The organism is Burkholderia sola (genome assembly GCF_905400185.1).
GTDB lineage: Bacteria > Pseudomonadota > Gammaproteobacteria > Burkholderiales > Burkholderiaceae > Burkholderia > Burkholderia sola.
The window spans coordinates 408,138-429,114 of sequence record NZ_FR989676.1 but is presented as its reverse complement, the minus strand read 5'-3'; the positions used below and the strand labels follow the sequence as shown (position 1 = coordinate 429,114).

Annotated in this window: 15 protein-coding genes; 11 read left to right on the top strand and 4 right to left on the bottom strand. The window is 68.9% G+C overall.

Translation table 11 applies throughout. The annotated features are described in order from the left end of the window. Positions 1 to 135: 135 nt before the first annotated feature. The 5 genes from KR541_RS18385 to KR541_RS18365 all read left to right on the top strand — a co-directional run bounded on the left by KR541_RS18385 (position 136) and on the right by KR541_RS18365 (position 5,342). Positions 136 to 2,085: an arylsulfatase gene (locus KR541_RS18385; protein ID WP_050017240.1), complete on the top strand. Its 1,950-nt coding sequence runs from the start codon at positions 136 to 138 to the stop codon at positions 2,083 to 2,085. Between the two features lie 15 nt (positions 2,086 to 2,100). Further along, positions 2,101 to 3,150 (top strand): formylglycine-generating enzyme family protein, encoded by a 1,050-nt coding sequence (locus tag KR541_RS18380; RefSeq protein ID WP_050017239.1) that lies wholly within the window; start codon positions 2,101 to 2,103, stop codon positions 3,148 to 3,150. Continuing rightward, entirely contained in the window at positions 3,147 to 3,968 is an 822-nt protein-coding gene (locus tag KR541_RS18375; RefSeq protein ID WP_150123364.1) for a MetQ/NlpA family lipoprotein, read from the top strand. Before KR541_RS18380 ends, KR541_RS18375 begins: the two co-directional genes overlap by 4 nt. Further along, on the top strand, positions 3,962 to 4,948 hold the full coding sequence (locus tag KR541_RS18370) for a YkgJ family cysteine cluster protein (protein ID WP_050017238.1): 987 nt from the start codon (positions 3,962 to 3,964) through the stop codon (positions 4,946 to 4,948). The genes KR541_RS18375 and KR541_RS18370 overlap by 7 nt, the downstream gene beginning before the upstream one ends. Positions 4,949 to 5,015: 67 nt before the next feature. Then, positions 5,016 to 5,342 (top strand): antibiotic biosynthesis monooxygenase family protein, encoded by a 327-nt coding sequence (locus KR541_RS18365; protein ID WP_050017237.1) that lies wholly within the window; start codon positions 5,016 to 5,018, stop codon positions 5,340 to 5,342. Between the two features lie 10 nt (positions 5,343 to 5,352). Here the strand turns inward: KR541_RS18365 and KR541_RS18360 are convergent, their stop codons facing one another. After that, positions 5,353 to 6,243 carry a hypothetical protein gene (locus tag KR541_RS18360; protein WP_050017236.1) on the bottom strand — a complete coding sequence of 297 codons (891 nt, stop codon included), beginning with the start codon at positions 6,241 to 6,243 and terminating at the stop codon, positions 5,353 to 5,355. Positions 6,244 to 6,398: 155 nt separating this feature from the next. Continuing rightward, the gene (locus KR541_RS18355) at positions 6,399 to 7,331 is read right to left on the bottom strand and encodes a LysR family transcriptional regulator (protein WP_050017235.1); all 933 of its coding nucleotides are present in this window, start codon (positions 7,329 to 7,331) and stop codon (positions 6,399 to 6,401) included. Between the two features lie 205 nt (positions 7,332 to 7,536). Here KR541_RS18355 and KR541_RS18350 point away from each other — a divergent pair, with 205 nt between their 5' ends. The 4 genes from KR541_RS18350 (at position 7,537) to pdeR (ending at position 16,041) form a co-directional block, all read left to right on the top strand. Beyond that, positions 7,537 to 8,310, top strand: coding sequence for a putative hydro-lyase (locus KR541_RS18350; RefSeq protein WP_050017234.1), 774 nt, complete (start codon positions 7,537 to 7,539; stop codon positions 8,308 to 8,310). A gap of 86 nt (positions 8,311 to 8,396) precedes the next feature. Continuing rightward, positions 8,397 to 9,695: an MFS transporter gene (locus tag KR541_RS18345; protein ID WP_089489020.1), complete on the top strand. Its 1,299-nt coding sequence runs from the start codon at positions 8,397 to 8,399 to the stop codon at positions 9,693 to 9,695. Positions 9,696 to 9,822: 127 nt separating this feature from the next. Beyond that, entirely contained in the window at positions 9,823 to 13,461 is a 3,639-nt protein-coding gene (locus KR541_RS18340) for a hydantoinase B/oxoprolinase family protein (RefSeq protein ID WP_216089705.1), read from the top strand. A 576-nt stretch (positions 13,462 to 14,037) separates the two neighbouring features. Then, positions 14,038 to 16,041: a cyclic di-GMP phosphodiesterase gene (pdeR, locus tag KR541_RS18335; RefSeq protein WP_216089704.1), complete on the top strand. Its 2,004-nt coding sequence runs from the start codon at positions 14,038 to 14,040 to the stop codon at positions 16,039 to 16,041. Between the two features lie 49 nt (positions 16,042 to 16,090). On the opposite strand, the gene KR541_RS18330 is transcribed toward pdeR, so the two are convergent. Next, positions 16,091 to 16,954 (bottom strand): crotonase/enoyl-CoA hydratase family protein, encoded by an 864-nt coding sequence (locus KR541_RS18330; RefSeq protein WP_050017230.1) that lies wholly within the window; start codon positions 16,952 to 16,954, stop codon positions 16,091 to 16,093. Positions 16,955 to 17,662: 708 nt separating this feature from the next. Between KR541_RS18330 and KR541_RS18325 the strand changes: the two genes are divergently transcribed. Next, complete coding sequence (locus tag KR541_RS18325; protein ID WP_216089996.1) at positions 17,663 to 19,588, top strand: DUF3857 domain-containing transglutaminase family protein; 1,926 nt, start codon at positions 17,663 to 17,665, stop codon at positions 19,586 to 19,588. A gap of 68 nt (positions 19,589 to 19,656) precedes the next feature. Beyond that, a complete protein-coding gene (locus KR541_RS18320; protein WP_012338702.1) occupies positions 19,657 to 19,821 on the top strand; it encodes a hypothetical protein in 165 nt (54 codons plus the stop codon). Positions 19,822 to 19,858: 37 nt separating this feature from the next. On the opposite strand, the gene KR541_RS18315 is transcribed toward KR541_RS18320, so the two are convergent. Next, complete coding sequence (locus tag KR541_RS18315; protein WP_089489021.1) at positions 19,859 to 20,908, bottom strand: AraC family transcriptional regulator; 1,050 nt, start codon at positions 20,906 to 20,908, stop codon at positions 19,859 to 19,861. Between the last annotated feature and the right edge of the window lie 69 nt (positions 20,909 to 20,977).

The window sequence follows — 20,977 nt, the reverse complement described above, 5'->3', positions numbered from 1 at the left end:
CAATCGTCGTGCGAGTTGCGGAATACTGGCCTCCTTACATATTCCCCCACCCCGTTAGCATGTGACGAATCCGACTTTGGGCGTTGCGCGCGCGACGCTAAGATCGCCGCTCCCGTAGATCGAGCGTCAACAAGAATGAAAAAGTCCGCGTCGCCGTTGCATGCTTTTCGTTTCCGTGTCGTCTGCGCCGCGATTGCCGGCGCGGTGTCGCTCGCGTCGTGCGGCGGCGTCGACAGCAGTCCGCCGCCGCAGGCCAGCGCGACGCCCGCGGCCAAGCGCCCGAACATCCTGTACATCATGGCCGACGATCTCGGCTATTCCGACATCCATGCGTTCGGCGGCGAAATCAACACGCCGAACCTCGACGCGCTCGTCGCGTCGGGCCGCATCCTGTCGAACCACCACACGGGCACCGTCTGCGCGATCACGCGCGCGATGCTGGTGTCGGGCACCGATCACCATCTCGTCGGCGAGGGCACGATGGGCGTGCCGACCGACGAGCGGCGCGGGCTGCCCGGCTACGAGGGCTACCTGAACGATCGCGCGCTGTCGTTCGCGCAATTGCTGAAGGACGCCGGTTATCACACGTATATCGCGGGCAAGTGGCACATCGGCTCGGGCATCGTCGGCAGTGCGACGGGCAGCGGGCAGACACCCGACCAGTGGGGCTTCGAGCGCAGCTACGTGCTGCTCGGCGGCGCGGCGACGAACCACTTCGCGCACGAGCCGGCCGGCTCGTCGAACTACACGGAAGACGGTCGTTACGTGCAGCCGGGCCAGCCCGGGCAACCGGGGGGCACGGGCGGCAGCCCTGCCGTGTTCTATTCGACCGATTTCTATACGCGGAAGCTGATCTCGTACATCGATGCGAACAAGCAGGACGGCAAGCCGTTCTTCGCATACGCGGCCTACACGTCGCCGCACTGGCCGCTGCAGGTGCCCGATCCGTGGCTGCACAAGTACGCGGGCGTGTACGACGCCGGCTACGATGCGATCCGCAACGCGCGGATCGCGCGACAGAAGGCGCTCGGCCTGATTCCCGCCGATTTCAAGCCGTTCGACGGGCTGCCGGAGACGACGGCGGCATCGCCCGCGACCGCGAACAACGGCACGGCCAGCGCGAAGTACATCAGCGCGGTGCATTCGGCCGCGGACGGCTATAGCGACTACGGCTCCGGCAAGGTCGACAAGCTGTGGTCGAGCCTGTCGCCGGCCGAGCGCAAGGCTCAGGCGCGCTACATGGAAATCTACGCGGGGATGGTCGAGAACCTCGACTACAACATCGGACTCCTGATCCAGCATCTGAAGGACATCGGCGAATACGACAACACGTTCATCATGTTCCAGTCGGACAACGGCGCGGAAGGCTGGCCGATCGATTCCGGCGCGGACCCGACGGCGACCGATACCGCGAACGGACAGGACCCGATCTACTCGACGCTCGGCACCGACAACGGCAAGCAGAACGCACAGCGCCTGCAGTACGGGCTGCGCTGGGCCGAAGTGAGCGCGGCGCCGTTCCGGCTCACGAAGGGCTATTCGGGCGAAGGCGGCGTGTCGACGCCGACGATCGTGCACCTGCCGGGCCAGTCGCAACCGTTGCCGACGCTGCGCGCGTTCACGCACGTGACCGACAACACGGCGACGTTCCTCGCGGTTGCGGGCGTCACGCCGCCGTCGCAACCGGCGCCGCCGCTGGTCAACACGCTGACGGGCGTCGACCAGAACAAGGGCAAGGTCATTTACAACAACCGCTACGTGTATCCGGTGACGGGCCAGTCGCTGCTGCCGGTGCTCACCGGTTCGACGACGGGCGAAGTGCATACGACGCCGTTCGGCGACGAAGCATACGGCCGCGCGTATCTGCGCAGCGCCGACGGTCGCTGGAAGGCATTGTGGACCGAGCCGCCGCTCGGCCCGCTCGACGGTCACTGGCAGCTTTACGATCTCGCGGCGGACCGTGGCGAGACGACCGACGTGTCGGCGCAGAACCCGTCGGTGATCGGCACGCTGGTCGATCAGTGGAAGACCTACATGAGCAACGTCGGTGGCGTCGAGCCGCTGCGTCCGCGCGGCTACTACTGATCGCGAGGCGACACGATGCGGTTGCGTTTCTGGACGATCGGCGCGGCGCTGGCCGCCACGCTGTTCGCCGCCGCGTTCGCGGTGGGTTATGCGAATCCGGCGGTGCCGGCAGGCGGCGCGTTCGACGATCTGAATCGCGGCCGCGCGCTCGCGCCGCTCGGTTCGGAGCGCGAGTGCAAGCGCTATTCGGGGCTGCCGGCGAAGTGGCGCGACGATCCGAAGGCGGGCATGGTGCACTTGCGCGGCGGCGCGTTCGTGTTCGGCAGCACGCGCGGCTATGCGGACGAGCGTCCGGCCGGCGACGGCGCGACGCGCGTCGGCGGCTTCTGGATCGACCAGACCGACGTGACGATCGCGCAGTTCGCAGCCTTCGTGCAGGCGACCGGTTACGTGACCGAGGCCGAGCAGCAGGGCGGGGCGGCGGTGTTCCATGTGCCGACGCGCGACGAGATGAATGCACGCGACCTCGCGTGGTGGTCGTGGGTGAAGGGCGCGTCGTGGCGGCATCCGCGCGGGCCCGGCAGCGACGTGGACGGGCTCGGCAACCTGCCGGTGACGCTCGTCACGCAGCGCGATGCGCTCGCGTATGCGCACTGGCTCGGCCGCGACCTGCCGAACGAGGCCGAATGGGAATACGCGGGCAAGGCCGGCCGCGACGACGCGTCGCTCGATGCGGCGCCGCGCGACGCCAACGGCAAGCCGGCCGCGAACTACTGGCAGGGCGCGTTTCCGGTGCTCGACTCGGCCGAGGACGGTCACGCGGGGCTGGCGCCCGTCGGCTGCTATGCGGCGAACGGCTTTCGTCTTTACGACATGATCGGCAACGCATGGGAATGGACGAAGGATGCGTACACGGGCCCGCATCAGTCGCATACGAACGGCGACACCGCAGCCGTCGCACCGTCGACGCGCCGGCACGATACGCCGATGGTCATCAAGGGCGGCTCGTTCCTGTGTTCGCGGGATTACTGCGTGCGCTATCGCGCGTCGTCGCGCGAACAGCAGGAAGCGGATCTGGGCGCATCGCATATCGGGTTTCGCACGATCCTGAGGGACGCGTCGTGACCGCGGGCATCGGGCGATTCGTTTCGGCGTGGCTGCTGGCTGCCTGCGCGGTGATGCAGCAGGGTTCGGCGATGGCTGCCGAAGCCGCCGCACGTGCCGCACCGGCAGTGCGCGTCGGCGTCACGCGCGGCGTGCATGCGCAGATCCTCGACGAAGTGAAGAAGGTGGCCGCCGCGCGCGGGCTGGGCGTCGACGTCGTCGAATTCGACGATGCGTCGCGCATCGACACGGCGCTGGCCGACGGGCGGATCGACGCGGCCAGCTTCGAGGATGCGCAGCGCCTGAGCGCCACGCTCGCGGCGAAAGGCTATGCGCTGACCGCCGTCGCGCCGACGGTCACGCTGCCGATGGCATTCTATTCGCGCAAGCTGAAGAACCTGAACGAACTGCAACCGGGCGCGACGGTCGCGCTGCCCGCCGATCCGCGCGGGATGGCGCGCGCGCTCGTGCTGCTGCAGAACGACACGCTGGTGACGCTGCGCGAAAAAGCCGGCCTGCATGCGACGCTGCGCGACGTGACGGGCAACCGGCTCGCGCTGAAATTCGCCACGCTGCGCCGCGACCGGCTTTACGCGGCGCTCGACACGGCCGCATTCGTCGCGATCGACAGCGACGACGCGGCACGCGCCGGGCTGCAGCCCGCGCGCGACAGCATCAGCCTCGAGGACGCCCGCTCGCCGTATGCGAACGTGCTCACGGTGCGCGACACTGATCGTGCGAAGCCGTGGGTCGCGCAGCTCGTCGCCGCGTATCACTCGGACGACGTCGCGCGCTTCATCCTCACGCGCTACCAGGATTCGGTGCGGCGGCCGTGGTAGACACCTACCTGCTCGCGTGCAACGCGTGCGGACGCTGCTGCAACAGCGCGCCGACGCTGTCGTTGCGCGAACTGTTCCGGCATCGGCACCGCTTCGTCGGCGCGTTGACGATTCGTCGCGTGCCGAAGCGGCGGATCGGCGAACGCTGGCAGGCGGGCGGGCGCGAGCACACGCTCGATGCGGACGACGTCGCGGCCGCCGATGCGCTGGCGGACCGGCTGTTTCATCGCGGCGGCGGCGTGCACGGCGAATGGCTCGCGCTGACGCTGCAAGGCTACGACTATCCGTCGCTCGGCCGTTGCGCGGCGCTCGCCGACGACGGCCGCTGCGGCGTGCACGCGAACAAGCCGTCGATCTGCCGCGCGGTGCCGCTCGATCCGATGCTGCCCGACCGGTTGCAGGCCCGCGTGCTTGCGGCACGACACGACGATGCGGCGTGGCTCGGCGCGAACTGCATCGTCGAGGCCGGGAGCGTGCAATCCACAAACGAATCGTCGTTCCCGATTCCGCTGGTGACGGCCGGGCAGGTCGCGGATCGTGCGGCGCTCGACGCGTATCGCGATGCGCTCGTATTCGAGCGCGCGGTGTGGCGCGACGCCGTATTCGCGTCGCTGACCGACGGCGGGCAGGACCTGCGCGATGCGCTGTCGCGGCTGGCGCCCGGCGGCTACCTGACCGTGTCGATCGTGCCGGTCCTGCTCGTCGTCGCTCAGGTATCCGCGCATTGCCGCGCGCTGTGCGTCGACTTCATCGACGCGCAGTTGGCGTTGATCGGCGCGAACGTCGAAGCGGCGCTCGCGCGTCGACGGTCCGACGACCGGCCGGCGACGCACGAATTGCGTGGCTTCGCGCAGGCGCTGGAACGGGCGCGACAAGCGCTCGCAGCCATGCCGTCACCCACTGCCGCCACGCGCGACGATGCGTCATGGATCGACGCGTGGCTCGACGATCGCGCCGCCGCCGCTCCGCTCGCCGCTTGACGACGATCGCGGCACGCCGTGCGTGCCTTACACTTGGCGCTCTTTCATCGTGGCAGAGTGAGCGGGCATGTACGCGTCGACCTTCATTTTTCGTGCCGGGCAGTACGACGACGAATTCCACCGGCTCGACCGGCAGATCGCCGACATGGCGCGCGCGACGCCCGGTTATCTCGGCGAGGAAACGTGGGAGAACGCGGAAGCCGGCTTGATCCAGAATATCTACTACTGGGAATCCGAGGCGGCGCTGCGGCAGTTGATCCAGCATCCCGCGCATCTCGAAGCCAAGGCGAAGCAGGCGCGCTGGCTGGACGGGTATCGTGTCGTGATTTCGCAGGTGCTTCGCGAGTACGGCGACGGCAAGCTGACGCCGTCGCGTGCGGAGCCCTCCGCGTAACGGTCGCCGGTCACGCGGTCGCGCCGGTCTCTCCCGGCGTGGCCGGTTCGCGCGCCGCGCGCTCCCAGATCGGGAACGTCGCGTTCTGGATCGACGTCTGCGCGTCGATGACCTTGCGGTGGTCGATGCCGGGCAGGTCGAGCAATCGGTCGACCGCCGCCTTCGCGCCTTCGGCATCCTGCGGAAAGGCACACGCGAACTGCTTGTTCGTATCGAGCAGGATCCACCAGACATCCGACACGAACGGCCCCTGGTCGTTGGTTTCGATCAGGATCGCGCCGAGGTCGGACAGCGCGATGCCGCGTGTCGTCCCGGTCTGATCGGTCGACGCGATGCGCGTATCGGTTGCCGTCACGGTCCAGCCGCGCTGCCGGGCAGGCGGACGCGTCGATGCCGGCGCGGCATTCGGCCGGGCCAGGCCGCCGGTGCCGGTGACAGCATCGTTCGGTACGACCCCATCCACGGCGCCGACGGCACCGCTTCGCGTCACGCCATCCTGCCGCTCGCGCCCGTCGATCCACGGCAGCGCGGCGGCGCCCACCATCGCCGCGATCCACAAGTAGTACCCGGCCCCGAACGTGCGGATCGTTTCGTAGTTCGCATCGGTCGGGATCGTATGCCAGCCGAGCGCAAAGACGACGACCACGGCCAGTAGCGCCGACACGGTACGGCTCGGCCTGAGCAGCGCGACGACGAGCAGCGGGTTGCCGAGCCACGCGAATTGCAGGTCGAGGATCGCGAGCGGCCCGAGCGCGAGCACGGTGTAGCCGTGCAACCAGCTTACCGCGCCGACCGCATTCGGCGGTTCGGCCGCGACGGGCAGCAGCAGCGACGCGACATACAGCGCGACGATCACGACGCGCGCGAGGTTCAGGCGGGACGAAGTGGAGCGGATCTGCATGTTGCCTTCTCGTGGTGCACGATCATGCGAAGCGACGAATGCCGGACGGCCGGGCGGTCATTCACGATGCGCGGCGCCGATGTGGCGACGCGCCGATCGCGATTGTGGGCGATTCGCGCGGCGATGTCGAACGTGCGTCATCCAGCGCGTCGGGGTCAAAGCGCTTCGACCAGCAAGCGCGTGCTCTTTTCGCAATACTCGTGACACGCCGCCCGCGCGGCGATCGACGCACCGTGCACGAACCGCGGCGCGTCCGTTCGCCGCGACATCGACACGACGATCGACGGCGGCGACGGCTGCAGCGGCAGCTCGACGACTTCGCCGCTTTCGATCAGCGCATCGACGAACAGCACCGGAATCGCGGCGACGCCGAAACCGTCGCGCACCAGTTGCACGATCACCGAGATCGATGGCGACCCGGTGATGCGCGTCTCCGACAGCGGCACGCCGTGCGCATGCGCGAGCGTGCGGACGATGTCTTCCAGCGCGCGATGGGGCGCTGTGCCGCGCCCGTAGGTGAGGATCGGCTGGCGCAGCACCTGCCGCGCGAGGCCGGTGCGCGTGTTCGGCAGCAGCCCGGCGCGCGCGATCCAGCGCACCGGGTAGTTCGCGAGCGCGTCGCACACGACCGACGCCTCGTCGCTGCCTTCCACGCGAATGATCAGGTCGAGTTCTCCGGCCATCAGCCGGCGCTGCAGCACGACGCTGACGTCGACGGTCAGGTCGATTTCCAGTTGCGGGTAGTCGGCCGCGAGCCGCCGCATGTAATGCGGTAGCCAGCTGTGCACGACCGTCTCGATCACGCCGAGCCGCAGCTTGCCGCGCAGCGCACGCTCGCCGGACGCGGCGGCCTGCAGTTCCTGCGTCGCCTCGACGACGGCCTTCGCATAGCCGAGCAGGTATTCGCCGTTCGGCGTGAGCCGGAACGCGCGGCTGTCGCGATCGACGAGTACGGTATGCAGTTCGTCCTCGAGCGCCTTCAGGCGCTGCGAGATCGCGGCCGGCGTCGCGTGCAGCGCGGCCGCGGTCGTGCGGAAGTTGCGCAGCTTCGCGAGCATGACGAAGGTTTCGAGAAAACGCGTGTTCATGGCAGTCGGGCGAGCAATGGATGCGCAGCTTGCCGGCGACGAAAAGTGAACGGGACCGGGGAAAACCCGCAGACCCGTTAAGAAATTCTATACAACGGGCGCAAAAAAACTCGTTGGCGACAAAATTTTTTCCTTTCTATTCTTCGCCATATCCGATGACACACCACCGTCATCGCCCCGCCATCCCGATCTGCGACCGACCATCATGACGCCTTCCGAATTCCGCCAGTCCGTGCGCCGCGGCGCGTTCCGCGGCCCGACCGCCGGCCATTGCGGCCCGTTTGCCCAGGCGAACCTCGCGATCCTGCCCGACGCGTATGCGCACGATTTCCTGCGCTTCTGCCAGGCGAACCCGAAGGCCTGCCCGCTGCTGGGCGTCGGCGAACCGGGTGCGTTCCGGATCGCCGCGCTCGGCGAGGATCTCGACATCCGCACCGACGTGCCGAGCTACAACGTATATAGGGACGGCCGCCTGACCGAGCAGGTCGAATCGCTCGAAGCGCTGTGGCGCGACGATTTCGTCGTATTTGCGATCGGCTGCTCGTTCTCGTTCGAGGACATGCTCGCCCGCGAAGGGATCGGGTTGCGCCACGTCGAGGAGGGGCGCAACGTGCCGATGTACCGCACGTCGATCGCGAACCGCCGCGCGGGGATTTTCGGCGGCCAGCTGGTCGTGTCGATGCGGCCGCTGCGCGGCGCCGACGCGATCCGCGCGGTGCAGATCACGAGCCGGTTTCCGGGCGTGCACGGCGCGCCGATCCATATCGGCCATCCGCGGGAACTCGGCATCGAGGATCTGGACGCGCCCGAATTCGGCGACGCGGTGACGATCCGCGACGGCGAGCTGCCGGTGTTCTGGGCGTGCGGCGTGACGCCGCAAACCGCGCTGATGGACGCGAAGCTGCCGATCGCGATCGCGCATACGCCCGGCCACATGCTGATGACCGACATCACGAACGCGTCGCTGGCCGTGTTCTGACCCGCCGGCCCCGCACGCGACACACCTACGACAGACACACAGCACCACACGCCATTTGATCGGCGCACAACGACAGGAGTACCACCATGGAAAGCAAGACCCTCGCGGCGCCCGCCGCCGAGCCCGCGAGCCGCGAGCGCAGCGGCCTGTTCTCGTGGTACGCGGATGCGCAACCGCGCGAACGCCGCGCGTTCTGGAGCTGCAAGGTCGGCTACATGCTCGACGGGATGGACACGCAGATGCTGTCGTTCGTGATCCCGACGCTCGTCGCGACCTGGGGCATCTCGTTGGCCGACGCAGGCTTCATCGGCACGATCACGCTGCTCGCGTCGGCGCTCGGCGGCTGGATCGCCGGCATCCTGTCCGACCGGATCGGCCGCGTACGCACGCTGCAGCTCACGGTGATGTGGTTCGCGGTGTTCACCGCGCTGTGCGGGCTCGCGCAGAACTATCACCAACTGGTCGCGGCGCGCGCGCTGATGGGCTTCGGCTTCGGCGGCGAATGGACGGCCGGCGCGGTGCTGATCGGCGAAGTGATCCGCGCGCGCGACCGCGGCAGGGCGGTCGGCCTCGTGCAGTCGGGCTGGGCGATCGGCTGGGGGCTGTGCGCGCTGCTGTATGCGCTGCTGTTCTCGGTGCTGCCGGCCGAGCAGGCGTGGCGCGCGCTGTTCCTCGTCGGGCTCGCGCCCGCGCTGCTGGTCGTCGCGATCCGCCGCTACGTGAAGGAGCCGGACGTCTACGAGAAGGAGAAGGCCGCGCAGGCGAAGGTGGCCGATGCGCCGCGCCTCACCGAGATCTTCGCGCCGAAGCTGATCACGACGACGCTGCGCGCGGCGCTGCTGACGACCGGCGCGCAGGGCGGCTACTACGCGATCACGACGTGGCTGCCGACCTTCCTGAAGACCGAGCGGCACCTGACGGTGATGGGCACCGGCGGCTATCTCGCGATGATCATCTTCGGTTCGTGGGTCGGCTACCTGACGAGCGCGTACCTGACCGACCGCCTCGGCCGCAAGCCGAACTTCATCCTGTTCGCGGTCGGCTCGATGGTGATCGCGTTCGCGTACACGTCGCTGAACCTGACCAACGCGTCGATGCTGTGGCTCGGCTTCCCGCTCGGCTTCTTCGCATCGGGCATCTTCTCGGGGATGGGCGCGTTCCTCACCGAGTTGTTCCCGACCCGCGTGCGCGGCTCCGGCCAGGGCTTTTGCTACAACGTGGGCCGCGCGATCGGCGCGCTGTTCCCGTTCCTGATCGGCGCGCTGTCCAAGCAGTACGGGCTCGGCACGAGCATCGGCATCTTCGCGGTCGCCGCGTACGGCGTGGTGATCGTCGCCGCGCTGACACTGCCCGAGACCCGCGGCCGCGAACTCGACGCCGCCTGACCGACGGCAGCGGCGGGGCCGTCGGCCCCGCGCTTTTTTCCCTTTTCATCGACACCGTGACACGGCGTGCGACGCGCGCCGTGCGGCGGCGCTCGTCCCTCGATTCAACGACGCATCGACCGACATCATGACTGACCGACACCTTTCCTCCGTTCCCTCCGACGCCGCGCGCTGGCAATTCTGGATCGACCGCGGCGGCACGTTCACCGACATCGTCGCGCGGCGGCCCGACGGCACGCTCGTCACGCACAAGCTGCTGTCGGAGAACCCCGAGCAGTACCAAGACGCGGCCGTGGCCGGCATCCGCCACCTGCTCGGCCTCGCGGCCGGCGAGCCGATCACGCCCGCGCAGGTCGACATGGTGAAGATGGGCACGACGGTCGCGACCAACGCGCTGCTCGAACGCAAGGGCGAACGCACCGCGCTTGCGACGACGCGCGGTTTTCGCGACGTGCTGCGTATCGCGTACCAGAACCGGCCGCGCCTGTTCGATCTCGACATCGCGCTGCCCGACGCGCTGTACGAGACGGTCGTCGAGATCGACGAGCGCGTCGGCGCGCACGGCGACGTGGTCGTGCCGCTCGATGTTCAGGGTGCCGAAGTGTCGTTGCGTCGCGTGTTCGACAGCGGCGTGCGTGCGCTCGCGATCGTGCTGATCCACGGCTATCGCCATACCGCGCACGAACGGATGCTGGCGGCGCTCGCGCGCCGCATCGGCTTCACGCAGGTGTCGGTGTCGCACGAGGTGTCGCCGCTGATGAAGATGGTGTCGCGCGGCGATACGACCGTGGTCGACGCATACCTGTCGCCGATCCTGCGCCGCTATGTCGAGCAGGTCGCGCACGAGATGCCCGGCGTGAACCTGCAGTTCATGCAGAGCAGCGGCGGCCTCACGCGCGCCGACGCGTTCCAGGGCAAGGATGCGATCCTGTCGGGCCCGGCCGGCGGCATCGTCGGGATGGTGCGCGCGGCGCGTGCGGCCGGCTTCGAGCAGGTGATCGGCTTCGACATGGGCGGCACGTCGACCGACGTGTCGCACTACAGCGGCGAATTCGAGCGCGTGTTCGAGACGCAGGTGGCCGGCGTGCGGATGCGCGCGCCGATGATGAGCATCCACACGGTCGCGGCCGGCGGCGGCTCGGTGCTCGGCTTCGACGGCGCGCGGCTGCGCGTCGGACCCGAATCGGCCGGCGCGAATCCGGGGCCGGCGGCGTACCGGCGCGGCGGCCCGCTGACGGTGACCGACTGCAACGTGATGCTCGGCAAGATCCAGCCCGATCATTTCCCGCGCGTGTTCGGCCCGCATGCGGACCAGCCGCTCGATCGCGACGGCGTGGTCGCGAAGTTCGCGGCGCTCGCCGACGAGATCCACGCGGCGACCGGCCGGCGCGAGACGCCCGAGGCGCTCGCCGAAGGATTCCTGGAGATCGCGATCGGCAGCATGGCGAACGCGATCAAGAAGATCTCCGTGCAGCGCGGCCACGACGTGTCGCGCTACGTGCTGACGACGTTCGGTGGCGCGGGCGGCCAGCACGCGTGCGGCGTGGCCGATGCGCTCGGGATGACGCAGGTGTTCGCGCATCCGCTCGCGGGCGTGCTGTCCGCATACGGGATGGGCCTCGCCGACCAGACCGCGATGCGCGAGCGCGCGGTGGAAGCCGTGTTGTCCGACGAATCGCTGACGGCGCTGAACGCGGCGCTCGACCGGCTGGCCGACGAGGCCATCGGCGCGCTGCTCGAACAGGGTGTGCCGCCGGAGCGGATCACGACCGAGCGACGTGTGCACCTGCGCTACCAGGGCACCGATTCGGCGCTCGACGTGCCGGCCGGCTCGGTCGCGGCGATGCAGCAGGCGTTCGAAACCGCATATCGGCAGCGCTACGCGTTCCTGATGCCCGGCACGCCGCTCGTCGCCGAGCTGGCGTCGGTCGAGGCGATCGGCCGCTCGGACGCGCCGGTCGACATCGCGCCGCTCGCACCGCGCGAGGCGGGCGCGGCGCCGCAAGCGCACGCGGCCGTGCGCTTTTATTCCGGCGGCCAGTGGCACGACGCGGCGCTGGTCGTGCGCGACACGCTGCGCGCCGGCGACGCGATCGACGGCCCCGCGATCGTCGCGGAGCAGAACGGCACGACCGTCGTCGAACCTGGTTGGCGCGCGGAGATGACCCCACAGGGCAATCTCGTGCTGACGCGCACGACGCCGCTGCCGACGCGCCGCTCGCTCGGCACCGACGCCGATCCGGTGCGGCTCGAGATCTTCAACAACCTGTTCATGTCGATCGCCGAGCAGATGGGGCTGCGGCTGCAGAACACCGCGTACTCGGTGAACATCAAGGAGCGGCTCGACTTCTCGTGCGCGATCTTCGACGGCGACGGCAACCTGATCGCGAACGCACCGCACATGCCCGTGCATCTCGGCTCGATGGGCGAGAGCATCCGCACGGTGATCGAGCGCAACCGCGGCCGCATGCGCGACGGCGACGTGTTCATGCTGAACGACCCGTACCACGGCGGCACGCACCTGCCGGACGTGACGGTCATCACGCCGGTGTTCGCGGACGGCGCCGACGCGCCGCTGTTCTACGTCGGCTCGCGCGGCCACCACGCGGATATCGGCGGCACGACGCCGGGCTCGATGCCGCCCGATTCGACCCATATCGACGAGGAAGGCGTGCTGATCGACAACTGGCAGCTCGTGTCGGCCGGCGTGCTGCGCGATGCCGAGACGCGCGCGCTGCTGGCATCCGGCCGCTATCCGGCGCGCAACGTCGAGCAGAACATGGCCGACCTGCGCGCGCAGGTCGCCGCGAACCAGAAGGGCGTCGACGAGCTGCGCCGGATGGTCGCGCAGTTCGGCCGCGACGTCGTGCTCGCGTTCATGACGCACGTGCAGGACAACGCCGAAGAAGCGGTGCGGCGCGTGATCGGCGCGCTGCAGGACGGCGCTTACCGCTATCCGCTCGACAACGGCGCGGAGATTCGCGTCGCGATCCGCGTGGATCGCGCGGCGCGGTGCGCGGAGATCGATTTCACCGGCACGTCCGCGCAGCTCGACAACAACTTCAACGCGCCGAAGGCCGTCTGCATGGCGGCGGTGCTGTACGTGTTCCGCACGCTCGTCGGCGACGACATTCCGCTGAACGCCGGCTGCCTGAAGCCGCTGACCGTGATCGTGCCGGCCCGCTCGATGCTGAATCCCGACTACCCGGCGGCCGTCGTGTCGGGCAACGTCGAGACGTCGTCGGCGATCACCAACGCGCTGTACGGCGCGCTCGGCTGCGTCGCGTCGAGCCAGGGAACGATGAACAACTTCACATTCGGTAACGAGAGAGTCCAGTACTACGAGACGATCGCGGGCGGCAGCGGCGCGGGCGACGGCTTCGCGGGCGTCGCCGCGGTGCAGACGCACATGACGAACTCGCGGCTCACCGATCCGGAAGTGCTCGAATGGCGCTACCCGGTGCGGCTCGATTCGCACCGGATCCGCGCGGGCTCGGGCGGCGGTGGGCGCTGGCGCGGCGGCGACGGCGCGGTGCGGCGGATCCGCTTCCTCGAGCCGATGACCGCGTCGATCCTGTCGAACAACCGGGTCCACGCGCCGTTCGGCGCGGCGGGCGGCGAAGCCGGCGCGCTCGGCCGCAACACGATCGAGCGGGCGGACGGCACGGTCGAGGCGCTCGACCACATCGGCCGCGCGCAGATGGCGCCCGGCGACGTGTTCGTCGTCGAAACGCCGGGCGGCGGCGGCTACGGCGCGGCAGGCTGAGCCCGCGCACCCGGCGCGGATGCGCCGCGCCGGGTGCGACGGGGGCGGGCGGAGGATATTGCAACGAACTGTGGAATAAAGCCGCGTATTCGCGCACGAACGGAATCAAAAAACACGGGAAACTGCGGATCACGGGATCCGATTCGACCCTGCCGCCACAGGCTCCCGAAAGATCAGGCCCCATATCGATGGACCGGCCCCGAACGCCCGCCCGGCGGGGCTTTGGGGCCTGGCACGCCGCTCCCGATGCGCACCGCCCCGTGCGCGCATTCGCCAGCCGCCAATCATGAAAACTCCGGTCTGCCAATCGAGTCCCGATTCCTTGACACACTTCTCTAAATGTGAGTGCCAATCTTCATTGTCATTTGATAAGATGGCTCTCATCATTCCGTAAGGCAGAACCTGCGCGCATCACGCGCGAACGCCGGTCGCATCAGCTGCAAACAAGTACGGGACGAGGCCGCTGTCACGGCAATCACGGCCGCCCTGCGGGGCACGTGCGTCGCGGCCCGGGAAGGCGGTGGGGTCACTCGCCTCCGTCTACACTGTGCGTTTTTTTTGGATCGGGGCGTGTCCATGGATGACGAAAACGATAGCGCGGTGCTCGAGGCGCACGTCGGTACGCGCAGCCCCTGCTGGCGTCTCGGCAGCGACAGCAATGCACTCGAACTGGCCGCGGTCCGCGGGCTGACCAACGTCGCGGTCGCGCTGACGGTCGAACAGGCCGGGCGCATCCGTGCGCTGACCGGCGTCACGTCGCACCTCGTGCTCGACATCGTGCTGTTCGGCAGCACGGTCAGCCTCCACCTCGTCGGCAGGAAGGTCAATACGGTCGACTGGGCCGGCACGGCGTCCGCCTATTCCGATACCGAGTCCGTCGCCGGCGACCTGTCGCACGGGCTCGCGTTCGCCGAGCAGGTCGTGTCGGAAGTGAATTCGCTCGTCGTGATCCTCGATCGCAACGGGATGGTGCAGCGCTTCAACCGCCTGTGCGAGGAAGTGACCGGCAAGCGCGAGGTCGACGTGATCGGCCGCAGCGCGTTCGAGCTGTTCATGAGCCCGGAGCAGGGCGCGCAGTCGCGCACCAACATCACGGGCTTCTTCGCGAGCAACCAGTCGTTCGCGGTCGAGCGCTACATCAATACGGTCAACGGGCCGCGCCTGTTCCAGTTCCGCAACAAGTTCGTGCAGAGCGGCAGCGGCGTCGAAGAGCAGTTCCTGATCTGCTCGGGCATCGACATCACCGAGGAGCGCAACGCGCAGCAGCGGCTCACCGAACTCGCGAACACCGACGTGCTCACCGGGTTGCCGAACCGCCATGCGATCAGCGAGCGCATCCACGCGGCGATCGCGCAGGAGGACGCCAATACGCGCGGCCAGGTCGGCATCCTGTTCCTCGATCTCGACAACTTCAAGCGCGTCAACGATCACTACGGGCACATCACCGGCGACCGCCTGCTGAAGGACGTGTCGGCGATCATCAACGGCTGCCTGCCGTCGGGCGCGACGCTCGCGCGGCTCGGCGGCGACGAATTCCTCGTGCTGTTCGAACACGGCACGCGCCCGCTGCTCGAAGCGACCGCGCAGATCATCCTCGAACGGCTGCGCACGCCGATCCATCTCGGGCTGATGGAGGTCTACACGAGCTGCTCGATCGGCATCGCGATGTACCCGCAGCACGGCGATTCGCTCGAGACGCTGATCCGCTGCGCCGACACCGCGATGTACGTCGCGAAGGAGGAAGGCAAGCATACGTATCGCGTGTTCTCGCTCGAGATGAACCAGAAGGTCGCGAAGTACATGTGGCTCGACACGAACCTGCGCAAGGCGCTCGAGGAAGAGCAGTTCGTGCTGTACTACCAGCCGGTCGTCGACATCGCGACGGGCGACGTGCACGGCGTCGAGGCGCTGATCCGCTGGCAGTCGCCCGATCGCGGGCTCGTCGCGCCGATCGAGTTCATCCGTTTCGCGGAAGAGTCGGGGCTGATCGCGCCGCTCGGGCGCTGGGTGATGCGCACCGCGGCCGCGCAGGCCGCCGCGTGGAAAGCGAAGGGGCTCGGCATCCGGATCGCGGTGAACGTGTCCGCTCGGCAGTTGCAGGACATGAACATCGTCCATCAGTTCGCGTCGATTCTCGATGGCGCGGGGCTGAAGCCCGGCCTGCTCGACATCGAGCTGACCGAGAGCTGCTTCATCGAGGACGAGGAGGCGGCCATCGGGCTGATGCGGCAGTTCCGCCAGCTCGGCGCGGAGATCCATCTCGACGATTTCGGCACCGGCTATTCGTCGCTGTCGCAGTTGTCGCGTCTGCCGCTCGACGCGATCAAGCTCGATCGCACCTTCATCACGGCCATCGACCGCAACCCGCGCTCGCAGGCGCTGGTGCACTCGGTCGTGTCGCTCGCGAAGGCGCTGAATTTCGCGGTGGTCGCCGAAGGCGTCGAAACGCATGCGGAAGCCGAATTCCTCAAGCAGCTCGACGTCGATCACGCGCAGGGCTACTACTACGCGCGGCCGATGCCGGCGCAGGCGTTCGAGGCGTGGCTCGCGGAGACGAGAAAGCTCAGGCTGATCGCTTGAGCGTCGTTCCGGAAAAAGGCGCCGCCGGCCGTCGGCGGCGCCCGTCGCATTACACCGTGCGCAACTTCGACACGCGCCGGTTCTGCAGCATCACCAGGCGTTCCATGTACGCGAGGTCCTTCGGCTCGATCGTGAACGCCGCATGCACCCACGCTTCCGTGATGTCCATCAGCTCCGAGCGCGACAGCTGGAACACGCGATCGCGGGCGCGCAGCATCGCGCGGATGCCGTTCAGCTTCGGCTTCGCCACGTCGATGAAGGTGCGCGTCGCCAGATACGCATCACCTGCTTCGAACGTCTCGTCGATCAGCCCCTGATCTTCGTACCACTCGGCCGCATGCGCTTCGCCGGTCGCGATCAGCGATTCCGCGAGGCCGCGGTTCGCCTTGCGCGCGACCAGCGAATAGCCGCCCATGCCCGGGAACAGGTTGAACGCGATCTCGGGGAACCCGAGTTTCACGCCCTTCTGCGCGAGCACGTAGTGATGCGCGAGCGCGGCCTCGAAGCCGCCGCCGAGCGCGCTGCCCTCGACCATCGCGATCGAGATCGCGCCGGTGCCGAAGCCGGTGTAGATCTCGTACACGCCGTCGATGCACGAGCGCGCGTAGGCCATCAGTTGATCGCGCCGGCCGCTGCGGATCGCGTCGACGAAGAAGCTCAGGTCGCCGCCGACGTTGAACAGCTCGGGGACGAGCGAGCCCGTCACCCAGAAGTCGAACGTGAGGCCCGAGTCGCGTGCGACGCGCGCGAGATGGATGATGTCGGTGACGAGTTGCTGGTTGAAACACGGCCGCGGCTCCGATCGCAGCATCATCCACATGACATTGCGGCCTTCTTCGTAGAAGGCGGTCAGTTGCGAGAGTTCGCCGGCTTCGTAAAACGGGCGGCATGCCGGATGAGATTGGAGTTGCATGGTATGTCCTCGTGAGATGTGGTTTTTAAAGCGCGCCGCGCCAGGCGCCATGCGGGAATCGGGTCGCCTGCATGGCGCCCGGCGCGAGGCATCGCCATTGTTGCGCGCGCACAAATGTCGAATTGCGGGGAAAAACGCACGACCGGGACGCCGGTGCGGATCGCGTTCGGGCGAAGCGGCGGGGACGACGGACGGCGGAACGAGGGGCCGACGTCGGCGGGGCGGAGGGGGCTGGCGCGGAGCGGGCGCGGCGGCGATGACGCGGCCGGCGTCGCCGGTCGCTTACGCGCCGGAAAGCGCGTCGGGACGCCGATCGGCCGTGGCGGGTCGGGCGACCGGCGTTGGGGCGGCTCGTCTCGCCGCGAGCGTGAGAGATCGCGCGGCGCACATGGCCGCGCGGTGTCGATCGGTTTCGGACGCCGCCGCTCGAGATGCCGCGCCGTCGGCAAGATGCCGAAGCCGATCACGCCGCCCGCGACGCGAACGCAATCACGCGGTCAACGGATCTCGAAAGCGCCGTCGCTCGGCATCACGTTTCCTTCCCGACGGCGCGGCTTGACGCTCGCCGGCACGGCGCCCACACTGGGCCGCACGACGGCCACGCGCGCGGGTGGCGCGGGCGGCCGTCATGTGCGCGTCATGCAGGCACGGCTGCCGCGCCGGCGCGCGGCGCTGGCGTCCGGCAACGAACGCGCGGAGAACTTCGACGTGGTGCGTTTTCCTTCCCGATGGACCGGCTGCCTGTTCGCGTGCGCCGTGGCGCTCGGCGCGGGTACGGCCGTGGCCGATATGCGCGACACGGGCGGCATGGGCGACATGAGCGACTCGCGCGCGGCAGCCGATGCGGCGCCCGTCACGCTCGTCAGCGACGTCCACGAGTTCGTGATCCAGCACGACGGTTCGCTCGACGAGCACGACGATTCGACGCTGCGCGCGAACGACGCGAACGGCATCGACGCGGTCGCGCAGCGCTACGTGTGGTTCGACAGGAATCTCGAGAAGGTCGAGCTGGTCGCGGCCGAGACGATCGACCGCGACGGCGTCGCGCATCCGGTCGGTGCGGACGGCATCCGCGACGTGCAGGAGCCGCGCTCGGCCGGCGCGCCGACGTTCCAGGACGGGCTGCTGCGCACCGTCGTGTTTCCCGGCGTCGAGGCCGGGTCGAGCACGCGCGTCGCGTTCCGCAAGACCCGCACGAAGCCGGTCAATCGCGGCTATTTCGGCTACACCGTCGAGCCGTCGCGCGAGCCGGTCGACAGCCAGCGGCTGATCTTCGACCTGCCGGCCGACATGCCGCTGTATGCGGATGCGCGGGGCTACGTCGCGCTGCCGCCCGTCACGGCGAACGGCCGCACGCGCTACGAATTCGACTACCGGCACGGCGCGTACGACCGCATCGAGAGCGGCGCGGTCGGCTATCCGACCTACGGCGACCGGCTCGTCGTGTCGACGCTGCCCGACTACGCGGCGTTCGCCGCACGCTACCGCAACGCGGCCGTCGACCCGAGCGCGAACGATCCGGCCGTCGTGCAACTGGCGCGCGCGCTCACCGCGAATGCCGTCGATCCGCGCGACAGGGCGCGCATCCTGTACGACTGGGTGCAGGCGAACGTGCGCTACGTCGGGCTGTTTCTCGGCGAAACGGCCGCCGCGCCGCATCGCGTGACCGACATCCTGCGCAACCGCTACGGCGACTGCAAGGATCACGTCGCGCTGTTCGGCGCGTTGCTCGCGGCGGTCGGCATTCGCAGCGAACCGGTGCTGATCAATCTCGGCGCCGTGTACACGCTGCCGTCGGTGCCCGGCTACGGCGGCGGCGCGATCAACCATGCGATTACGTGGCTGCCCGATCTCCGGCTCTACGCGGATACGACGACGGCTGGCATCGCGTTCGGCTACCTGCCGCCGATCGTGATGGACCGCCCGGCGCTGCTCGTCGATACCGGCGTGCTGTCGCGCACGCCGGCCACGCAGCCGCGCGGCCGCACCGCGCGAATCGCGATCGATGCCGCGCAGCCGGGCGCCGCGCGTGTTCAGGCTTATGTGCAGGATGACGGCTGGACCGCCGAACTCGAACGCAACCTGTTTCGCCGCGCGTCGCGCGACCGCCTCGCGCAACTGGCGAACGAGCGTTTGCGGCAAAGCAGCCTGCGCGGCCGCGCGCAACTGTCGACCAGCGACCGGCGCGCGACCGACGGGCCGTTCGATGTGACGATCGCCGGCACGCTCGATCATTTCGTGTGGCCGGACGGCACGACCGCGTTGCCCGCGCTGTCGAGCCTGACGGGCGGTATCGCGACGCAGGTCGAAACCTGGCTGGCCGAGCCCGTGCGCACGCAGCCGTGGGGCTGCGTCGGCGGCACGTTCGACGAGACTGGCCAGATCGTGCTGCCGGCGGGCGTGGTCGTGACCGACCTGCCGGCCGATGCGGCCGTGCACGACCGCTTCGTCGATTTCACGTCGCATTACGTGTTCGATGCGGCCGCGCGCGTCGTGCAGGTCACGCGGCGGATGAGCGCGGATTTCGGCCGTCAGGTATGCACGCCGGACGAGTTCGCGGCGCTGCGCGCGTCGCTCGAGCGCATCGAGCGCGACACGCAGGCGCAGATCGTCGTGCGGGCGAAGCCGCGTTGAACGGCGCGGGCACGGCATTCGCTCCGAACGGGCGAATCACCGGAATCGCCGACGCGCAGGAGGACATCATGACGGAACGGGATCACGAGATCGCCGAACTCTCGAAGGAATTGCTGGGCAGGATCGTGCAGGGCACGGTCGCGACCGGCGCGGCAGTCGATGTGGAGCAGTGCGCGGCGCTCGCCGTGCAGTGCGCGACGGCGCTGGTCGACCGGCTCGACGCGTTGAAGTGATGCAGGGCGGCCCGGCGCCGACGCCGCGCGCCGGGCGTTACGCTTCGGCGCGCACGTCGCCGTCCGCGCGCACGGCGCCCGGCGGCTTGCCGACCACGCGCTTGAACGCGCGGCTGAACGCGGCGAGCGAACCGTAGCCGAGCCGGTACGCGACCGCTTCGATCGTCTCGCGGTCGCGTGCGATCCACTGCGCGGCGAGCCGCATCCGCAGTTCGGTCAGGTAGCGCACGGGCGTCATCCCGGTCGCCGCGAGGAAGCGCTCGGCGAACACCGAGCGCGACACGCCCGCTTCGGTCGCGAGCTCCGCGACGCTCCAGTTGCGGCCCGGGTCGCGATGCAGCGCGACGATCGCGCGGCCGAGCTTCGGCTCGCGCAGCGCCTGCACCCAGCCGGTCGCGTCGCCGCATCCGCACTCGACCCAGCCGCGCACGATGAACGCGGCGACCACGTCCGCGAGCCGCGCGAGGATGCCCGCGAAGCCCGCGCGCGCCGTGCACGCTTCGCGCTCCATCGCGTCGAGCATCGGACGGATCTCCGGGTAGCGCGCGAGCAGCGTGCCCACGTGCATGAACGCGGGCATCGTGCCGACCAGCGGCTGCATGCCGCCGAGGTCGAGCTCCATGCACGCGCTGAAGATCAGCGCATCGCCGGCGCCGGGCTCCGTCGTCGCGCAGGTCGCGGGCGACACGCCGGCCGACGCCACCGACGCGACCGTATCGCAGATCTTCGCGATCTCGAAGCCGTTGATCTCGCGGCATGGCACATCCGGATCGGATACCAGCGCGTGCATGCCGCCGTGCGGCAACAGGATCGCGTCGCCGGCCTCGAGCCGCATCGTCTCACCCGACGCGTCGCGCAGCAGCACCGGCCCGCGCACCACGAAATGAAACTGCGCGCGGCCCGGCGCATGGCCGAAATTCAGCCCGAACGGCCGCGCGACCTGGATGCGGCGGTACTGGACGCCGCTCAGGCGCATCCCCAGCAGCAACTCGCTGACGAGGTCGTGCGCGTCGGGGATCGGGGGAAGCAGGGGCTCGGACATGGCGAGATTCGGACGAACGATCAATAACAACGGATTGTATGTCATAGACCGTCCTGCCGCTGTTCCTTACGATACGCCCTCATCAGTATTTTCCCTAACCGACACGGAATCCCG